The sequence below is a fragment of the Shewanella sp. 5_MG-2023 genome (assembly GCF_030547465.1).
Classification (GTDB): Bacteria; Pseudomonadota; Gammaproteobacteria; order Enterobacterales; family Shewanellaceae; genus Shewanella.
Window position 1 is genome coordinate 19,218 of the sequence record NZ_JAUORC010000002.1, and the last position, 19,011, is coordinate 38,228.

General features: G+C 41.0%; 23 protein-coding genes. 12 read left to right on the top strand and 11 right to left on the bottom strand.

Annotated features, from left to right (window positions below; genetic code table 11):
- Positions 1-260: 260 nt before the first annotated feature.
- From Q4557_RS01055 to Q4557_RS01070, 4 genes are all read right to left on the bottom strand, one after another.
- Complete coding sequence (locus Q4557_RS01055) at positions 261-950, bottom strand: TorF family putative porin (RefSeq protein WP_102436622.1); 690 nt, start codon at positions 948-950, stop codon at positions 261-263.
- A 289-nt stretch (positions 951-1,239) separates the two neighbouring features.
- Positions 1,240-1,512 (bottom strand): HU family DNA-binding protein, encoded by a 273-nt coding sequence (locus Q4557_RS01060; protein WP_102436624.1) that lies wholly within the window; start codon positions 1,510-1,512, stop codon positions 1,240-1,242.
- 241 nt (positions 1,513-1,753) lie between these two features.
- Entirely contained in the window at positions 1,754-2,551 is a 798-nt protein-coding gene (locus Q4557_RS01065) for a response regulator (RefSeq protein ID WP_102436626.1), read from the bottom strand.
- Positions 2,552-2,638: 87 nt separating this feature from the next.
- Complete coding sequence (locus Q4557_RS01070; protein ID WP_102436628.1) at positions 2,639-3,025, bottom strand: hypothetical protein; 387 nt, start codon at positions 3,023-3,025, stop codon at positions 2,639-2,641.
- Positions 3,026-3,128: 103 nt separating this feature from the next.
- On the opposite strand from Q4557_RS01070, the gene Q4557_RS01075 reads away from it, so the two are divergent.
- Positions 3,129-3,638 carry a DUF4240 domain-containing protein gene (locus Q4557_RS01075; RefSeq protein ID WP_102436630.1) on the top strand — a complete coding sequence of 170 codons (510 nt, stop codon included), beginning with the start codon at positions 3,129-3,131 and terminating at the stop codon, positions 3,636-3,638.
- 94 nt (positions 3,639-3,732) lie between these two features.
- Here Q4557_RS01075 and Q4557_RS01080 read toward each other — a convergent pair whose 3' ends face one another.
- The gene (locus tag Q4557_RS01080) at positions 3,733-4,068 is read right to left on the bottom strand and encodes a hypothetical protein (RefSeq protein WP_102436632.1); all 336 of its coding nucleotides are present in this window, start codon (positions 4,066-4,068) and stop codon (positions 3,733-3,735) included.
- 357 nt (positions 4,069-4,425) lie between these two features.
- Here Q4557_RS01080 and Q4557_RS01085 point away from each other — a divergent pair, with 357 nt between their 5' ends.
- Entirely contained in the window at positions 4,426-4,956 is a 531-nt protein-coding gene (locus Q4557_RS01085; protein WP_102436634.1) for a DUF3016 domain-containing protein, read from the top strand.
- A 99-nt stretch (positions 4,957-5,055) separates the two neighbouring features.
- Here Q4557_RS01085 and Q4557_RS01090 read toward each other — a convergent pair whose 3' ends face one another.
- Positions 5,056-5,367, bottom strand: coding sequence for a prephenate dehydrogenase (locus tag Q4557_RS01090; protein WP_076540628.1), 312 nt, complete (start codon positions 5,365-5,367; stop codon positions 5,056-5,058).
- A gap of 50 nt (positions 5,368-5,417) precedes the next feature.
- Between Q4557_RS01090 and Q4557_RS01095 the strand changes: the two genes are divergently transcribed.
- Together Q4557_RS01095 and Q4557_RS01100 are read left to right on the top strand one after the other, a co-directional pair.
- Entirely contained in the window at positions 5,418-6,329 is a 912-nt protein-coding gene (locus Q4557_RS01095; RefSeq protein WP_102475361.1) for a TraB/GumN family protein, read from the top strand.
- Positions 6,330-6,470: 141 nt separating this feature from the next.
- Positions 6,471-7,340 (top strand): MaoC/PaaZ C-terminal domain-containing protein, encoded by an 870-nt coding sequence (locus tag Q4557_RS01100; RefSeq protein WP_241901136.1) that lies wholly within the window; start codon positions 6,471-6,473, stop codon positions 7,338-7,340.
- A gap of 101 nt (positions 7,341-7,441) precedes the next feature.
- On the opposite strand, the gene Q4557_RS01105 is transcribed toward Q4557_RS01100, so the two are convergent.
- Entirely contained in the window at positions 7,442-9,067 is a 1,626-nt protein-coding gene (locus Q4557_RS01105; protein WP_102436640.1) for a mechanosensitive ion channel family protein, read from the bottom strand.
- A 110-nt stretch (positions 9,068-9,177) separates the two neighbouring features.
- Between Q4557_RS01105 and Q4557_RS01110 the strand changes: the two genes are divergently transcribed.
- A complete protein-coding gene (locus Q4557_RS01110; protein WP_102436642.1) occupies positions 9,178-9,495 on the top strand; it encodes a hypothetical protein in 318 nt (105 codons plus the stop codon).
- Here the strand turns inward: Q4557_RS01110 and Q4557_RS01115 are convergent.
- The gene (locus Q4557_RS01115) at positions 9,492-9,617 is read right to left on the bottom strand and encodes a hypothetical protein (RefSeq protein ID WP_277869338.1); all 126 of its coding nucleotides are present in this window, start codon (positions 9,615-9,617) and stop codon (positions 9,492-9,494) included. The two genes, Q4557_RS01110 and Q4557_RS01115, sit on opposite strands and share 4 nt — an antisense overlap.
- 257 nt (positions 9,618-9,874) lie before the next feature.
- Here Q4557_RS01115 and Q4557_RS01120 point away from each other — a divergent pair, with 257 nt between their 5' ends.
- The 6 genes from Q4557_RS01120 to rraB all read left to right on the top strand — a co-directional run bounded on the left by Q4557_RS01120 (position 9,875) and on the right by rraB (position 14,574).
- On the top strand, positions 9,875-10,153 hold the full coding sequence (locus tag Q4557_RS01120; RefSeq protein ID WP_198590837.1) for an ABC-type zinc uptake system zinc chaperone: 279 nt from the start codon (positions 9,875-9,877) through the stop codon (positions 10,151-10,153).
- 85 nt (positions 10,154-10,238) lie between these two features.
- On the top strand, positions 10,239-11,438 hold the full coding sequence (locus Q4557_RS01125) for a hypothetical protein (RefSeq protein ID WP_303410195.1): 1,200 nt from the start codon (positions 10,239-10,241) through the stop codon (positions 11,436-11,438).
- On the top strand, positions 11,419-12,330 hold the full coding sequence (locus tag Q4557_RS01130; protein WP_303410197.1) for a metal ABC transporter solute-binding protein, Zn/Mn family: 912 nt from the start codon (positions 11,419-11,421) through the stop codon (positions 12,328-12,330). Before Q4557_RS01125 ends, Q4557_RS01130 begins: the two co-directional genes overlap by 20 nt.
- A 4-nt stretch (positions 12,331-12,334) precedes the next feature.
- Positions 12,335-13,108, top strand: a complete 774-nt coding sequence (locus Q4557_RS01135) for a metal ABC transporter permease (protein WP_303410199.1) — start codon at positions 12,335-12,337, stop codon at positions 13,106-13,108.
- Between the two features lie 218 nt (positions 13,109-13,326).
- Positions 13,327-14,115, top strand: coding sequence for a 1-acylglycerol-3-phosphate O-acyltransferase (locus tag Q4557_RS01140; protein ID WP_102436650.1), 789 nt, complete (start codon positions 13,327-13,329; stop codon positions 14,113-14,115).
- 57 nt (positions 14,116-14,172) lie between these two features.
- A complete protein-coding gene (gene rraB / locus Q4557_RS01145; protein ID WP_102436652.1) occupies positions 14,173-14,574 on the top strand; it encodes a ribonuclease E inhibitor RraB in 402 nt (133 codons plus the stop codon).
- A gap of 110 nt (positions 14,575-14,684) precedes the next feature.
- On the opposite strand, the gene Q4557_RS01150 is transcribed toward rraB, so the two are convergent.
- On the bottom strand, positions 14,685-15,644 hold the full coding sequence (locus Q4557_RS01150) for a sensor domain-containing diguanylate cyclase (RefSeq protein WP_102436654.1): 960 nt from the start codon (positions 15,642-15,644) through the stop codon (positions 14,685-14,687).
- Positions 15,645-15,732: 88 nt separating this feature from the next.
- On the bottom strand, positions 15,733-16,728 hold the full coding sequence (locus tag Q4557_RS01155) for a response regulator (RefSeq protein ID WP_303410201.1): 996 nt from the start codon (positions 16,726-16,728) through the stop codon (positions 15,733-15,735).
- A gap of 380 nt (positions 16,729-17,108) precedes the next feature.
- Between Q4557_RS01155 and Q4557_RS01160 the strand changes: the two genes are divergently transcribed.
- Positions 17,109-17,915: a crotonase/enoyl-CoA hydratase family protein gene (locus Q4557_RS01160; protein WP_102475359.1), complete on the top strand. Its 807-nt coding sequence runs from the start codon at positions 17,109-17,111 to the stop codon at positions 17,913-17,915.
- A 200-nt stretch (positions 17,916-18,115) separates the two neighbouring features.
- Here Q4557_RS01160 and Q4557_RS01165 read toward each other — a convergent pair whose 3' ends face one another.
- Complete coding sequence (locus tag Q4557_RS01165; protein WP_303410203.1) at positions 18,116-18,988, bottom strand: DUF3530 family protein; 873 nt, start codon at positions 18,986-18,988, stop codon at positions 18,116-18,118.
- Between the last annotated feature and the right edge of the window lie 23 nt (positions 18,989-19,011).

The following is a 19,011-nucleotide window of genomic DNA, read 5'->3' on the forward strand; positions in this document are numbered from 1 at the left end:
GCTTTACATAAACGGTAATCACAGCCTGAACGGCTTGAAACCGTGAGCACAATATTGCTACTTTATTGCTGAGCAATAATTTGCTAGGCAGCAGAAAAATAACCTCATAATTTGAATGTAGCAGCTAATAAAAAAAATGCGCACTTCTGTGGTGAGGATTTTGAGGCTCAGAGCAATAAAAAACGCCACCCTAAGGTGACGTTTTTTGATTTTTTAATAATTTAGATTAAATAGCTAACATCATTTAATACTTTTGATGGTTATAGATCGAAGCTATATGAGTAACCAAGAACAATTTTAGCATCATCATCTTCTAAATCAGTATCTGTTGCCATGAACGAGATAGTACCGAAATCAGTATCAGTGCTTAGTGATACGTTGTACTCAGAATAGCTATCAGTGCCGTACCAGCTGGTGATTACATCACCGTTTGAGTAACCATAATGGAAACCCAGTGACACTTTTTCAGTTAATGGAAAAGTCAGGTTAGCTTGAGCATACATCATATCTTTTGAATCTAATGGGCTTTCAGCAATATCATCACCGCCATTGACTGTGTAAGAGTATGCGACATCTAACCATTTCCACGCGAGACCAACTGTTACTTCACCAAAATCAACACTGCCCGGTGAATCTGGGTAAGCGTAATAAAGGTAGTTAATGTCGTAGCTTAAGTCTTCTGTAATGTCACCACCGAAACCGGCATACACATCAAGCTCATAAGAGGTGCCGTCACCAAAATCTACATTTGATGCCCAACCACCGACATAGAAACCTGACTCATGGCCATAATCAATGCCCCCCTGAACCGCAGCACCACTAGTTTGTGACACACCACGCCAAATATAGTCTGACGTCGCGCCAATATTACCCGTGACTTCAGCTAAAGCTGTAGTGCTTAAAAGTAAACCTGTTGATAGCGCAATAGCTTGATACAGAGATTTTTTCATTTTCATTCCCTCAAAGTTTTATTATTCAATTAGCATCTTGCATAAAGTCGGGTCGACGCTAAATGTTGTTTTATCTGAGGTACGTGTTGCTAATGATGTGCCATGTTTATAAAGTTAAATTAATCAATAGCTTAAAAATTACTGCACATTTATGTTGCATTTATGTTGCTACTTAATGATGCGTAGTTGCACTTTAATTGTGCAGTTTAAGTGTTGTTTTTACTTATTTATGCAAAAAAAAGACATAAAAAAACCTCCAAAAAAGGAGGTTTTATCGTTTTAGCGGTTTTTAGTTAACACTATTTTTTAGCGTTTTACCTGCTTTAAACTTAGGTACTGTTGCTTCAGCAATTTGGATCTCTTGGCCGGTTTGTGGGTTACGACCTGTACGTGCAGCACGAACTGATGTTTCGAAAGAACCAAAACCTACGATAGAAATCTTGTCGCCGTTTTTCATGGCTTCAGTTACCGCTTCTTCAAAAGACTTTAGTGCACGACCCGCTTCAGCTTTTGTTAACTCAGCATTTTCTGCAATTTTTGCAATTAATTCACTTTTGTTCATGTTGTATTCTCTGCTTTCCATAGATGTATTTATTTAGAACTAGATTAACATGCCATAAGCCATAAGGCTTTGAAAGCATTTTATCTGATAAATGTGCTGCTATATTGCAAATAAGTAACTTTTTAGTGATCTAGTTAGCTTAAACTCGGCTGAGTGAATTAACTGCTTCTGCCGTTTTTATCAAGTTTATTGATTTGTTGCTGCTCATTTTGAACTTTGGCCTACAAAAATTTGTTAGCTATCAATCTTCTAACAGTTGATACAGGAGTTGCTTCACTAACTTAGGTTCAAAGGGTTTATCACATAGCGCATTAACACCTGCGCTTGATACGTTGCTTAGGTGGGTATCGTTAGCTTCTGATGACACCATCAAAATCGGCACATGAGACTGCTGGCTTTGGTGGCGTATATATTGGGTCAATGCCAGTCCATCAACACTTGGCATATTGTAATCGGTGATTACTAAATCAAACATTTGCTGTTGCATTAATTCGATAGCTTCAGCGCCATCAGTTGCCTCGCTTATCATCCGAATACCTAAATTAGTAATAGTTCGTTTGATAATGTTTCGCGCCATGCGGCTATCATCAACCACTAAAGTGCGAATATCCTGAACATCAAAATGGCTTAGGTCCAGTTCGTCATTACTGATTAAATCAATAGTGGAATTCAGTGCTGTGGCCAAATGATCGGCATCGAAAGGCTTAGGTAAAATCGCGACGGCTCCAGATTGCCTAAATATTTCCAGTTGCTCACGGCGACATTCACTGGATACCAACATAAATTGAATATCTTGATAGTCAGAGTTTTGTTTAATAAAACTGAGTAGTTCAGTCGCTTCACCGTCAGTAAAGTGTAAAGCGCTGACAATGAGATCTGGCGTGTGTCGAACAATAATCTCTTTAGCTTGAGCAAGATTAGCGGCGGTTTGTATGCTATGTACGCCTTCTTGTTGCAGGCGTGAAATAATTATTTTTCTCTGAACATCAGATGGTTCAACTAGCAAAATGGATAATTCACTGGGCGATAAATGGCTCATTATATAGCTTCTTATTATTCGATCTGAGTTTTATGGGCGCATGTTAACTTATGCTAAGGGATGAATATAGTCAGCAGGGCGCCTTTGTTAACTTTTGGGCTTCAAATAAATCGCTGTTTCTTTACAAAATGCCACCCAGTATTGAAACACCAGCAGTGAAAATAGTACCGCAGCAATGGCAGGAATAGGGATATTAAAGCCATTGAACACCACTTTTACATCTTCAGGAGTGATTTGATAGGCGATAATAGCAGTGGTAGACAGTGCTAATATCGCTAAGGTTTGAATGGCTAAATATACCTTTAAGGCAATGCTGGCCCAGTGTGTTCGCATTAATAAGCCAACCAACACAGGGATAACGCCGATACTGAATAAATCTATACTTTGAATGCTATAAGAGCGCCAAAGGGCCACAATAGACAGTAACACGTACAATGCAATTAATAGGGTTAATCTTAACGGTGGTTTATTCATAGTATTATTATCATTATTGGAACTATGTGAGTGGTCATGTGGTGTAGAATAGCGTGAGTAGAGATAGTTTGTGAAAACGTTTTTTAAGAAATTAGGATAAGTAATGACTGAGGCGGAATTTTGGTCTTTGGTGACCCGTAGCCATCCTGAGCAATCAGAGCAAGCGTGCCATGATCAATTAGTGGAAAAATTGTCGGCGCTCGATGATGCTGACTTAGCGGCTTTTGATAAGATATTTGGCCAACAAATGCGCCGCAGTTACCGCTGGGATATTTGGGGCGCAGCTTACATTGTTACTGGCTGTGATTCAGATTATGGCTTTGTGGAGTTTCGAGGGTTTATTTTATCCTTAGGTGAGACCTGGTATAACAAGATTATTGCTAACCCCGACTGTTTGGGCGAGCTTGAGTTATGGCCAACAAAAGATGACTATGCTTATCCCTTTATTGAAGATTATGATTTGATTGCCGGAAAAATCTATGAAGACCGCTGCGGTGAAGAGCTGCCTTTTGTACCCTCTGGTCAGCATACTCCTCAAGGTAAAAAGTTCAGTACCAAGAAAAAAGATCTCCGTAAAAACTATCCTTTATTAAGCCAGCGTTTTCCATTTTAAATATCGCTGAAAGTTAATTAAGCATCCACAAAAAATGCAGCTTTATAGCTGCATTTTTAGTGTAATTGAGATGTAAGCCTGTCAATCGGCAGACTTAGCTACTGCAAGTTTCTGATTGAGTATCAAACTCTAAACCGTATTTAGCGCAGGCTTGAGTCATAAACTTGTGTGCAGCGGTTTGTAACTGCTGATCAAGGTTTTTCTCTAATTCAGCATTAAACTCTTGCTCAGCGACTTGTATATGCTGGTTCATTAATTGCTGGTGTTGTTTTATCGCTTCGGCGCCTTTTGAATCGATATCAAATTGATGGGCAAAGCTTGAAGATGACACCAGCATGGCGATAAAAACTGTCGCTGCGAGAGCGATAGGCTTAATCATCTTATTGCTGGTAGTTGTGCCGATTGCTGTATTGGTTTCGATGTTATTCATATTAACTCCAGTATTGATACGTTAATTGCTATTAGCGCTGAATCCTTGAGCGATATATATGTCCAAATTTTATTCGTTGGTCAGTCTTTCGCGATATTCACCTTGATATTGTTAAGGGAAATAAGGCGCTAGTACTTGTTGAGAGACACATTAACCTATTTTTACTGAATGATTACTGAACAGTTAGTTTGTTATTTGAGCAGATTTTGGGTTGGTCGGTATTAATCTCTATCAAATGTTGTTTCAGCAAGTATTGCTAGAGTAGGTTAAGCTTATATTCAGGTAACTGCTTGTATAATCCGACAAGTATAGAATTGTTGATTTTTTAAACACTAGGTTCATAGCTAGGGGAAAATGATGAAAATGAAATATTTACTATTAGCAGGTGCATTGGTATGTAATGTTGCTGCAGCTAAGGACGAAGTCGTGGTCAACCCAGTGACTGAAGACGGTGTGGTTAAAATTCAATGGCAAGAACCTAAAAAGTACCGAGATTTAAAAACGGCCAATGAAGTGAAATCTCGTTTTCAGCAGCGCTTTTTCGACACTATGACTAAAAATATCAACAAAGAAGCTGAAAAGATTTTAAAACCAGAGCAGAAACTTGAGATGGTGGTTTCTGATGTGGATTTAGCCGGTGATCTGCGGCCAACATTTGGCGCGACCTCCGCTAGTGAACTGCGGATTGTAAAAGACTTATACCCACCACGTATGACCTTTAGCTACAGCATCACTGAAGGTGAGCAAGTGATTATGGCCGGTGATGAAAAGTTAGTTGATATGAACTTTATGTATGGCACCCATTCAACCCGTAATCAAAAGCCGTTTGAGTATGAGACTAAAATGCTTGAAGATTGGTTAAAGAAAACCGTAGCACCTAAGTTATAAATATCTATGATTCAGTAGTTTATGTTATATTTAAAATCTAAAGCGGCTTATTGATAAGCCGCTTTTTTGTGCCTAAACATCACTAAGTGCTGGTGTCAGCTATTTGGTGTTCTGTTTGAATAAGTGCAAGGTTTGCAGCAAAGCACCGAGCTTTTTCACATAAGCCTCTAAGGTTTCAGGCGGAATATGTCTGAGTTCTTGGATCTCATCTAACTCGTCAGCTAATTCTTGTACATAAGGCAAGAAGCGGTTACTACTTTGGCTAAAGCCTTGTTCTTCGGTAAAAATTGCTACAAACTTACCGTGGCCGACTTGGTGTAATTCATCGAGTCTTTTATCGGCATCAATGGCTTGACGGTATCCTGTTTGCAGGCTTTCTTTTATTTGCTGGATAACTTTGGTATACGGCATGATAGCCTCATTCAACATCTTCAAATTAAGCTAAATTATAAGGGTCTGCTATGGGACTAACAAGTCTAATGGATTTTAAATTAACGTTTGCTGCAACAAAGCGTTGCTCTGCTTATTTGAGTTTGTTAATCGTCGCTATTTTAAGCTGTGGTTTAGCGACTGCAGCTGAAACCGACACGCCGCCTTTTTATAAAGTCACTTATCAAGGTAAACAGGCATTCATATTAGGCTCAATTCATGTGGGCAAAGCTGATTTTTACCCGATGGCACCGGTTATTGAGCAGGCTTTTTCTCAGGCTGATGCATTGGTAATTGAAGCGGATGTGACTAAAGCCGATACTCAACAACTATTAGGTCAATATGGCCTAGCAACTCCAGCAAGCAGCGTCGATTTAGGGCAGGCTTATCCAGCTTTTTGTAAACTCAATTTAGCGGTTTGTCAGGGATTATCGCCTTTAGCGCCATGGCTTCAGGCTGCGCAAGTAGCATTAGTGCGTTTCAGTCAGTTAGGGTTTAGCGCTGAAGAAGGGGTGGATGTGACTTTTGTAGCTAAAAATCAAGGGCGCACTTTGTTAGAGCTTGAAAGTGTGGCCTACCAGTTTGAGTTGATTTCATCTTTTAGTCAGCAAACGCAACGGCAAATGTTAGATGAAGCGGTTGAGACAAGTGATGAAGAAATGCTGGAAATGGTGGCCGCTTGGCGCGGTGGAGATAAACAAAAACTTGCCGATATCATGGAGCATCAAAGCGATGATGTAGCCAAAGAATTAGTTGAAAAACTGCTGTGGCAGCGGAATCAGCAAATGAGTCAGCGCACCATAGCGCTATTAAACGAAGGCAATTATCAGCAGCTGTTTATCATTGTCGGTGCAGGCCACTTGGTGGGCCGCCAATCGATGCCGATGATATTAAAGCAAACAGGGGCTGAGGTAACAGATTGTTGGCATGCCCAGTGTTTATAAACGCCAGTGAGTAAACTTTGGGGCTGTGCGGTATTTTTACACTGTAGTATAATGCGCGCATTAAAGCATTTGTGAGTAGTGTGAAACGGAGAAATACCGTTATTTTGCACAGTAATTTCACCGTATAAAAAGGTAAGCCACTTGAGTAACGATTACTCTATAGCATTAACGTCAATGCCGTCGTTGTTGTCTTTATACCGCAAAATATTATTATCGCGTAAGCCTGGTTGGGATCAGCAACCTTTACCAAAGATCCATGTACAGACGGATGGCATTAGATTATCAGATAAGAAAATTCGTCAATATGCTGAGGTATGTCAGTTTGATTATGATGGCAAAGTGTTACCGCCAACATTTTTGTACGTGCTTGCATTTAGATTACATGCCACCATTTTTACCCATAAAGCGATTACCTTTCCTTTATTGGGGATGATCCATCTTAAAAATAGCATTAGCTTGTATCGGCCTATTAACGCTGATGAGGTTTTTAAGGTTGAGTGCAACCTTATTACTAGCCAAACCACGGATGCAGGACTTGAATTTGAACTAGAATCTAAAGTCTATGTTGGTGATGAACTCGTGTGGCAAGCCTTATCAACTTACCTATACCGTATTGAGTCTAAAGGCCGCAGAGCAAGACCACCGCGAGCTTCTGATATGGTGTGGGAAGACGTCAATACCTGGTCATTAGCTGAAAATTTAGGCCGTCAGTATGCCAAAGCCTCAGGTGATTATAACCTGATCCACCTGCACCCAATGGTGTCTAAGCGTTTTGGTTTTGATCGTGTTTTAGCCCATGGAATGTGGTCTAAAGCCCGTTCACTTGCTGGGTTGATGCAATTTATTGGTGATAGACCATTTAAGGTGGACGTAGAGTTTAAGTTGCCAGTATTTATGCCTTCGGATGTCACCTTTGCTTTTGAAAGCATAGAAAATGGTAAGCGTTTTGAAATGCGTGATATTAAAGGCCGCAGACCACATCTAATGGGTACCATGTCGTACTTAGATTGATACCCTAGCGTTATCGGTAAATGCATAACAAAAAAGCCCGCAGCAAGAAATTGCAGCGGGCTTTTTAGTATTTTAAGGCTATTAGATTAACTTGTCACAGCTTAGTCTGCCGCCTTTTCATGATAAATATGCACATCTCGTTGTGGGAATGGAATACTGACGCCTTGGGCATCAAACTGCATTTTCACTTCACGAGTAATATCCCAATAGACTTCCCAGTAATCCACTGGATTTGCCCAAGGGCGAACCACAAAGTCTACTGACGATTCACCGAGTGTATGTAACTTAATCGTCGGCTCTGGAAACTTTTTCACTTTTGGGTGAGCCATAACAATATCGGTTAAGATTTTTTCCGCTTTAGGAATATCATCGCCATAGCCAATGCCAAAGGTCATATCCACACGACGTTCTTGCTCGGCGGTGATGTTATTGATGGTATCGCCCCAAATCTTATTATTAGGAATAATCAAGCGTTGGTTATCTAAGGTTTTCACTGTGGTAGAGACTAAGCTCATATGGCTAACACGCCCCGTAACACCTGCAGCATTGATTAAGTCACCGACATCGTAAGGGCGGTAGATTAAAATCATCATTCCTGAGGCAAAGTTAGATAAGGTATCTTGCAAGGCAAAACCGATAATCACACCAGCGATACCAAAACCTGCCAGCAGTGGTGCTAATTCAAAGCCAAGTTGTGATAGTGCGATAAGCAAACCTAACGCGAAGATGACGTTACCAGAAATAGAGGTGAAGAAATCTTGCAATAGCATGCTGAAATTAAGCTGGGAAGAATTAACTGCTTTGCGAACCACTTTTTTAACTAATTTAGACACTAAGCTGGTTAAAAATAAAATGATGATGAAGATAACCACTTTAAAGGTAAGCCCTGTGCCATTTTCCAGCGCTTGATTTTTAGCTATATCCATCCAGTCATTCAGTAAACTTGACGCTACATCAAAGTTTAAAACATCTTGAGTAATATCCCCTGAAACACTAAATAGCGTTTGCTTAATTTGCGCAGTGTCTTGGCCTAAGTCATCAAGCATATCGGCGGCAATACTTAAACTGCTGCTGTGCTGTGATAATCGCTCTTTGAGTTCAATAACTTTGGATTTTTGCTCGGCAGTGATATCAGCGCCAGCAGTTGATGCGTCACTAATCGCTTGTTTAAGTTGGTTTTGGGTATAGTTGACGATACTTTCAAGATAGTCAGCCCGCAGGGTTAGCTCATTGGTTAATGCTGTTTTGGCACTGTCGACATTAATATTTAAGGTGTTGGCCCAATTGATTGTTTGTAGTTCAGCCTGTAAGTAAAGATCCCTGTCGGCTTCACGATCAATAACCGCTTTCATTGTTTGAGTCTGATTTTCGTCATCTAATGCCAGTTTCAGGGCTGTGATGTCATCATCTAAATATTTACCGACATTATCTAAAAAGCCCAATTGTTGCTGTATTTGCGGGGTGAGATAGGCTAAATCCGGGTTTTCTTGATTAACTAATGAATCTAATTTTTCTCGTAGTTGATTGTTTTTATTCAGAATGCGGAATTCACTGATTGCTTTTAATTCACCTTTTGCGGTTTTAAGGTAGCTTACATCGGCATCAATGCGTTGTTGTAGTTGGGCTATTTTATTAATGGTTGCAGGGTCAGCTGGCGCTGCAACACTGCTTTGTGAAAAGCTCATTAAGCTGACGAAACAACATAAGATAAGCAAGATTCTAGGCATGATAAACGTCCTGTATATTGATAATGACTTTATCATAAGTTATTGAAGGAAGTTTGACGATAATTTGCTAGACTAACGCACTTTTTATTTTCAGCTACAGGTTGCTCATCATGGCACTGCAATGCGCACATTGTCACAAGCCTATGTCGATTAGTAAGATCAGTGGAACTCGAGGTAAGGGGTTCTCATCGCATATTCAGTGCTATCACTGCCAGGCTTGGCTTGGTCGCCATCGTTATCTTACGATGTTAAAAATACTTGGCTTTTATACTGCGGTAGGTGCGGGGCTGACAGGCTATTTTGTGGCAGGATTAGCCAATATCATTACCCCCGTAATCATGCTGTCGCTGATCCTTACAGGGGTAACGCATTTAATGGATCATTTATTGGTTATTGAAGCGCCTGAAGAGGGCTCTCAAACAAATTAATCTACTACTTGAACTTGATTTTCTAGTGATGTTTCAACGTAGTAAATACCGCCAAGAACTACAACACCGATGATCACCATTGTTAAAATAATGCCCACATTGTCTTTTAATAAATTCATCATAGATAATTCCTCTGTCATTGGCAGATTAAATTGGTATTTATAGTAAATATATTAGCCTTTTCAGCTTAAGCTAATCTTAAAATAGCATAATGTTGAGAGGGTTAAAGCGCCCTTGTTGATCACAAATTTTCAGTAGAAGTGATTTGTAACAAACTTGTAGTTGATTTTTTAGTTTTAATTTATAAGAATAGCAGCCATTGTTACTGGGTATTCGCTGATATGATTTAATGGATGAGACTAGTTAAGTGAGATTTGCTTTGCACATAAGACGAAATATTGCGATGTGGCTTTGCGCCATGCTCGTATTATTGTCTTTTGCCGCATCCGCTCACGGATCTGTTCATAAACATGAAAGCATTAACACTCACTGCAGCTTATGTTTTCATAAGCATCAGGTTCACAAAACCCTTCCAAGTATTGAATTTAGCATTCCGGTTGTACGTCAAGAGTATGAACTCACACCGTTAGCCAATTCAGAATCTCTTAGTTCACATCAGGCTTATTACCATAGCCGCGCACCGCCAATCTTCATTTAATTCAACAGTTTAATTAATAATTATAAATTATATTTCCCGACTATTAAGTAAAATAGCCGGGTGTTTGTTGTATTTTGGAGATTTTATGTTTAGTTCAAATAAACGACTGTCAGCAGTCGCAATCGCGTGTGCCTTTTCTTCAAGCTCTGTTTTTGCAGAAGATTCAAGCTTAACCAATCCTAATATCAGTGCGGTGTTAGATGGTTTTTATCAATCAGGTGATCGTGGTTTAGGTGGCAGAAGTGAAGGCTTTGGTTTGGGTGAAACTGAATTTGCTATCAGCGCTAATATCGATGATATGTTCTACGGTAAAGTTACTGCGATATTAGAAGTGCATGACGGCGAAACTGAACTTGAGCTTGAAGAAGCCTTTATTCAAACCATGGGTATGCCTGGCGGTTTTGGTATTCGCGCTGGTCGTTTCTTGTCTGATGTGGGTTATTTAAATAATCAGCACATTCATACCGACGCTTTTGCTGATCGTCCTGGGGTTTATCGCGCCTTTATGGGCGGGCATTACTTTGATGATGGTGTCAGATTAACTTATGTAGCGCCGACAGATTTGTATTGGACTATGGGTGTTGAAGCCTTTAGTGGTAAAAAAATGCGCGCTGAAGATGAGCATGACGAACGTGACTTTAGTTCAGTAGGGGTGTATTCGGCATTCACCAAGTTTGGCGGTGATATTGGTATCTCGAGTTCTTGGCAAGTGGGTTTAAGTTACTTACGTAATGAAAACGGTAAAACTTATCTAGAAGATGAGCATGAGCCACATGTTGATGACGATCACGACCATGAAGGTCATAGCCATAGCGCAGCCTATACTGGTGAAAATACCTATATTGCAGACTTTGTCTACAAGTGGGCACCAAATGGTAATTACAAATACCAACACTTAACTGTTAGCGGCGAGTACTTCCGGGTAACTGATATTTTCTCATTTGAAGAAGATCATGAAGATGAACATGAGATACTCAGTGCTGAAGGCCATGACGATTTCCATCAAGGTTGGTACTTAAGTGGCGTGTATCAGTTCTCGCCAAATTGGTCTGCTGGTTTACGTTATGGTGAAGTGGATAGCTTTGAAGCCCACGGCGATCACTTAGACCCACAAAAGCTAAAAGAAACCGAATTAAGTTTGGCGTGGCATCAGAGCCATTTCTCCACCGTACGTCTACAATATACTAACCAGAAAGGCACCAATTTTGATGGTTTTGAAGACGATAATATCATTACTCTACAATATGTTATGTCATTAGGAGCTCATGGTGCGCATCAATTCTAAAAAACTAATATTAGCAGCTGGCATATTTGCCAGCTTGTTAACGAGTTCTGCAAATGCAGCGCTTAATGTATTTGCTTGTGAGCCTGAGTATGGCGCATTAGCAAAGGCATTAGCTCCTGATGCTAAAGTCTATTCAGCCACGAGTGCGCAGCAAGATCCACATCAAGTGCAAGCGCGTCCAAGCTTAATTGCTAAAATGCGTCAAGCTGACTTAGTGGTGTGTGCTGGCGCCGATCTCGAAATTGGTTGGTTGCCAATGTTGCAGATGAAAGCCTCAAACAACAAGGTGCTTTCAACTGATACTGGGCTTTTTTATGCCGCGGATCATATCGAGACCTTAGATCAACTTGAGCAAGTGGATCGCTCTATGGGTGATGTCCATGCCAAAGGTAATCCGCATTTACATTTTGACCCTAGAAAGTTCCTTAAAGTGGCGCAGGCGTTATCAGCGAAAATGATTGAGTTAGATCCTAACTCAAGTGCTGAGTATCAAGTTGCATTAACTGAGTTTACTGAGCAGTGGCAGCAAGCTATTCCGCGCTGGGAAGCGCAAGCGCAATCGCTGAAGGGCAAAAAGGTCATTGCTTACCACTCAAGCTTTCGATATTTGTTTAACTGGCTCGGCATGGAGCAAGTGGCAGATCTTGAGCCGAAGCCGGGCATCCCACCCAGTAGTAGCCATTTAGCTAAACTTGTAAGTCGCAGCCAACAAGGTGATGTGATGGCGGTGATAGTGGCCTCATATCAGGATGAGCGTGGCGCACATTGGTTAGGTGAGCGCACTGATTTGCCTGTGGTGATTTTGCCAATGTCAGTAGGTGGCAACAGTCAAAGTCAGGATTTGATTAGCTTATATGACAGCGTACTGACGTTATTAACTGAGGCGCAATAAGCCTATGCTAGATATCGAGCTGCTATTGATTTTGTTTCCGGCATTTATTGCCGGAATCATCATTTTGTCTACCCATGTGGTGTTAGGTCGACAAGTACTTAAACGCGGTATTATTTTCATCGACTTAGCGATTGCCCAAGTGGCTGCGCTGGGGGCTATTGTGGCTCATATGGATCATAGAATTGAAGATATTCCTTATTCTCATGTGTGGATGCCTGCCATATTTGCCTTGGGCGGCGCTGGGCTTATTGCTTGGTTATCCAAGCGTTTTGCCGATGAATTAGAAGCCTTTATTGGTTGTTTTTATGTGCTTAGCGCGGTTGGGGCAATGTTGTTATTGTCTAATGATCCCCATGGCGCAGAGCTGTTAAAGCAGCTAATGTCGGGGCAGATATTGTGGGTAAATTGGTCGCAGCTTGTGCTGCCGGCTATGGTGTCAGTAGCGATCCTCGCTTTAATTGCATTGAAGCCTCAGATCCTCGAAGGCGCAGGTTTTTACTTTCTATTTGCCATAGTGATTACACTATCGGTTGAATTAGTGGGTGTTTATCTTGTTTTCAGCACCTTAATTTTACCAGCGTTAGCGTTAAATCAGTATGTGGGTAAATATACCTTGCTGCTGGCTTATGTGGTGGGATTTGTTGGTTACCTAGCAGGGCTTATACTTTCGGCTAGTTATGACTTACCTAGTGGCGCAGCCATTGTTGCGGCATTAGCGGTCAGTGCTGTGTTAATGCGTTTACTGCTCAGTAATCGTTCTAATAAGGCTGAAATGTAACGCTGCAGAATTAATGATGCGTTAATGTTTAAGGCATCATTAATTCACTTTTAGCAGTGTATAATGCCAAGCATATTAATTATCTGAGCTATTCAGAGCATTAATCCGCTTGGTATAACTACTTTAAGCTTACATTTGTACACCGAAATTAACTTAAGCTATTGAGTCCAGCAGATGTGCTGGCTATACTGTCGCCACTTTATTTGTAGGAGTCTGCTGTGCTGTTAATTGCTCGTTCAATTATTCTAGCAGTGTTACTAACACTGGCGTTTTTTTTCGCAATCATCCTTTGTATTGTTAGACCTATGCATCGTGATAATGTCCATGTGATTGCTAAACTATTTTCATCTGTTGCTCCTATTTTAGGGATTAAAGTGATTACCCGTAACGCGGTGATTAACCCTCAAGTAGACACTGGCGCTGAGGCTAACGCTGGTACTGACACTGAAACCGAAGCAAGCCTTAAGCAACCTAAGATCTATTTAGCGAATCATCAAAATAATTTTGATTTATTTACCCATACCTCTGCAGTGCCGGAAGCCACGGTGAGTTTAGGTAAAAAAAGCTTAGCTTGGATGCCATTATTTGGGCAGATTTATTGGCTATCAGGCAATATTCTGATTGACCGTAAAAACCGTCATAGTGCCTTTGATACTATGGCCAAGACTGTTAAGAGAATGAGAGAAAAACTGTTATCTGTATGGATTTTCCCTGAGGGGACACGCTCTAGAGGGCGCGGTCTACTGCCGTTTAAAGTCGGGGCATTCCATACTGCTATCGCCGCCAAAGCGTCAATTGTGCCAGTATTAGCATCTTGCCAAAATCATATTAAACTTAACAAGTGGAATAATGGTGTGGTCATTGTCGAAATGATGGCACCTATGTCGACCGCAAACGTGGATAAAGCCGATGCGAAAAAGCTTTGTGCTAAGGTGCATCAAGTGATGTCACAGCGTTTAGCTGAATTAAATCAAGAAGCATCGCTATTAATGGCTAAACCTCAGTAGCTTTATCACGTATAATTAGCCCTATAGCGTATTTAAATTTGTTAACGGAGAGAATCCATGTCTATTGAAGCTCAACTTAAAGAGCAATTTGCCGAGAACCGTGAAATTATTCAGGCGCTGCTTGATGATGGTTCACAAGCTGATGCTGAATATACTATCGAGCATCATTTCTCTTCGACTAACTTTGATCGTTTAGAAAAAGCCGCAGTTGATGCTTTCAAATTAGGTTTTGAAGTTAACGACGCTGAAGAGATGGAGCTTGAAGATGGCTCAACCATTATTTGCTTTGATGCTATCGCCAATCATGCTCTTGAAGCATCGTTACTTGATAAAGCATGCGAGCAGTTAATGCTGCTTGCTGCCAAGCAAAAAGTTGATTATGACGGCTGGGGCACCTTCTTTATTGGTGACGAAGAAGAGCTTGATGAAGATGAAGACCAAGATGACGACGGTTTCTAAATCATTAACGACTATCGCTTAACTAGCGTCACTCGTTTAATAAATAAGCCCACTTAATTGTGGGCTTTTTAATGGCTTATCGCGGTGGGGATAAAATGAACCTCTGCAGGTTATTTTTCAAATACCGTGGTTTGATTACGGCCATTTTCTTTCGATTGATATAAAGCTTTATCGGCGCCAGATAACCAACTTACACTGCTAGTGGTGGCAGAGGATAAATCATTAACGCCAATACTGATGGTCATTTTAATGATTTGATTGTTATAAACCACTTGCGAGGCTTCGACTTTTTTACGCAGCCGCTCAGTGAAGTATTTTGATTCAGCAGCGGTGGTATAAGTCAATACTACCGCAAACTCCTCACCGCCATAGCGGCCGGCAAAATCAGTTTCACGTAATGATTGCTTTAATATGTTGGCGAGGCTTTGAATGACTTTGTCACCTGCAGGGTGGCCGTATTTATCATTGATGGCTTTAAAATGATCGATATCAATCATTATCATACTGGCTTTTTCACCATAACGGGCAAAGCGCTCGTATTCTTTTTCAAAGCAAACTTGCCAATGACGGCGATTATACAACTGGGTTAAGCTGTCGGTTTGGCTGAGTGTTTCTAGTTGCTCATTGACTGATTTTAGCTGTAATTTATTGATGGCGATATCAGTCACATCATAAACGATAATACTAATATGGGTGATTTCACCCGTTAGCGACGCCAGTGGCAGCAAAGTAATGTTTTGGTACATGTAATCAGCGCGGCCAGTGATCGGGCGATAATTTTTAAACTGGAAGACATAAGGGCGCTGCTCCCAGCTGATGAAAGATCGGTTTTTGAGTAGAAATACCGACTCCATTTTTTGCTTAAGCCATTCAGAGGGTAAATCGTTAAACGCTTCAAAAAGATTGCGACCTTTAATACTGTTAGGTGACACACCGCTATGGTTTTCCATGAAACCATTCCAAAGCTGGATATTGTAGTCACGATCTAACACCACCAAGCCAACTTCAATGGTTTGTACCATATCAATAAGCCAGTGTAGCTCGTTCATTGCGCTTTGATCAGTAGCCATGCTCTAACATCCGTATTGTATTATTCTTTTTATATGCAATGTTAAGTCATTGCAATTAACTAACTGTTTATATGATTATTATCTTAATCTATTCAAATATATAGTGAAGCTTTGCATTCAATGTAGGGATTGAGTCTTCCGTAAATAACAGTAATAAGTCACACTGAATATTGTGGTCTTCAATCTGATAATTGATTTCCATGGCAAGGGTGCGTTGCCATTTTTCTGAGTTGTCATGGATAAGCTCATTTACCGTGCAGTGGCGACCAAGTACAACGGGGTGACCTTGACTAAATTTCATATCAAGCTGCTCTGAAATGCCATTCAAGAATGCCCCAATAAGCACATTACCAGTATCAATGAGCACTTCAATTTCATTGTTAGCATCTTCAGGATCACTGTGGCCCATGAGTTTAGCCATGTCAGCAAAGCTTGAGTCATGGAACAGTAATAACGCCTCACCAGCAACCCCAGCGCCAATAAAACCTTGGCATAATGCAGAAATCTTCGAGCTTTCTTCGGTGGCTTTAAGTGCCATGGTCAGTTCGCTGACTTCTAAAACATTGACGTTGGGGATTGGCAGTTTTACAAAAACATCGAGTAGTTTCGCTAATAAGTCGGCAGCGCGGCCCATGGCGACATTGGCAATTTCTTGGCAAGCGTCACGTAAATCAACTTTAAACATCGGCGTGTCATTGGTTGATTGTTTAAGGGCTAAAGTTAAAATGCCGTATTCTTCTAAGATATTGCTGATGGACTCAGCACTAACCGGCTTTTGAATAAAATCTAATGCGCCAAGGGCTTTTACTCGCTCATGGGCTTTTAATTGAATATCACCAGAGACCACAATGACTAAGGCGGGCAAGTCTTCTCGCTGAATGGCTTCTAGTACTTCATAGCCATCCATGAGGGGCATATTAAGGTCGAGAAAGACAATTTCCCCTTTTCCTTGACGGATCACCTCCAAGCCTTCTTCACCATTGGTGGCGTAACTGATTTCAACATCCCAATGTTTGGGAAGTGTTCGCGCCATTTGTTTTCTGGCTAATCCTGAGTCATCACAGATTAAAATAGGAATAGTCATGGCTACAGCAGATCCTTTTACAGGGTATTATTATTTTGAATGCATTAGCTATTACTCGATCGAGCACTTAAACGAACTCCGATTAAACAAGAAAAATGAGTCGATGAGTAATGTTACTTTTTATGGGCAAACATACTACAACTTATTGCTGACTTTTCGCACCAAAAATCGACAATTTTTTGGCGTTTAACGAAAAAATGCTCTTAAATTCAGTAAATCTGAATTTTGACGGCACTTTTGTTCCTGCGGGAACATATATATTGTTGTAGTTTTAGCAGCTTATGAAGAATATCAAATTAGCTTAACTATTCGCCAGTAAGCCAATTTATGCTAACGTAACTTCTGGACTGACCAGTTATTATTTATATTAAGGATGAACAATGAATAAGAAGTTAGTGGCGTTAAAAAAACAAAACGGTATTGCTTTTGTGACGCTAAACCGACCAGATAAATATAACGCGCTCAATTATGAAATGTTTAAAGCCATTGATAAAACCATTAAAAATATTAGAAAAGATAGCGAAATTAATGCGGTCATATTATCCGGCGCCGATGGTAATTTCTCTTCGGGCTTAGATGTTAAAGCGATTGCTAAATCCCCCTCCATGATTGCCAAATTGCTGTTCAAATGGCTACCAGGTAATGCCAACTTAGCCCAGCGGGTGTCTATTGGCTGGCAGCGTTTACCCATCCCTGTGATTGCAGTATTAGATGGCTGCTGTTTTGGTGGCGGTATGCAAATTGCGCTAGGGGCAGATATTCGTATTGCAAGTGATGATGCCAAGCTGTCTATTATGGAATCAAAATGGGGCTTAGTGCCTGATATGGCAGGACTGGCAGCGCTTAGACAGGTGATGCCCAAAGATAAGGCCTTAAAAATTACCTATAGCGCAGAAGTGCTATCAGCCGCACAGGCGCTAGATTTTGGTTTAGTGACCGAGAAAAGTTCACAGCCATTGCAGCGTGCTATTGAGCTTGCCGAGCAGTTTATGACCCGCTCTCCTGATGTGAATGCGGCCATTAAAATGAGCATTAATCATAGTTGGTCAGCCTCAACAAGGCGGTTATTAAGTCGTGAGTCTTTAAGCCAAGTTCGCCTGTTAGCGGGTAAAAACCGTATCATTGCCGCTAATCGTGAAATAAAGCAAACCGAGCAAGCTTATCAGTCTCGTCAGCCTTGGTGGTGATAATGAGCGAGTCAGTTGTGAGTTAATCAGCTTTTAGACTAGTGCGGCCAATACTGCATTACACAAATTTAGTGAATAGCTGAAAGGCCATTGGAGATTGATTATTATGCGATGTTATTGAAAAAATTGAAAATACGCTTTATTACTCAGTCTTAAAATAAGCAAATAGCCATTAAGGGGCAGCAATATGCTGGCCCTTTTTATCGTGCGGTAATGACTTTACTAAAGCCTGCAATATGATGCAGTACTTGCTCCCAACCACTTTGATTATCGAGATTAAGCGCTAATTGATATTGGCGGTAATACTGGCTCGATTTAGCTTTATTGAGTGCTTTTCTGCTAGCACTTTCAGTCATAGATATTTGATGAGCATCGGCTGATTGCAGATCCAGTATTGGGATATAGATTTCTCTGAGCTGTTGGGCAATGGATAAACCGCGATGTTGCGGCGCAATAACCTGCTCATATTCACGATAGGGGTTGATCACCACTAATAAGTCGGGCTTGGCTAGCTTAGCTTCAAAAAGTAAGTTAATGACCATGCCCGCACTATCATCGGTGACGATTAATAGTCTTTTTCCTGGGAACTGCGCCTCAATAGCTTGCAATTGGTCGAGACTGTCCACCATAAGTTCTTGCTGAAAGTTACGCAGTTCAAGTAGTTGGTTTGAGCTAAATTTGGGGGCTTGCTGGTGACGACTCAGGGTTAACTGCGCTTCACCGGCTTTGGGAATTTCTTCGGCGTCAGTTGCAAAATTTGGTCGGTATAAACCTTCAGTGGGTTTTATGCTCAAGCTTGCCCAGCCAAATGCGGGGATCTCATCACGTAAATAGCGAATTAGGCCACTGCCACTGGCGGGGGAATCGGTTGGACCGACGATAATAGCTGCGCCGCGCTGGTGCGGGCCTTGCCAAGGTTTGACCCAAACTGGCTGTTGTTGATCTTGGACGCTGATAAATTGTTTTCCAGCATTAGCAGTAGGCAACTCACTGGCTGCCATAGCATTGTGACAGAAAAGGCTGAGGCTAAAAAGACTGGTAACAGATAAAACAAACAGAGGCTTTAGCAGCAATGTGGCTTCCTTAACGAATCTTG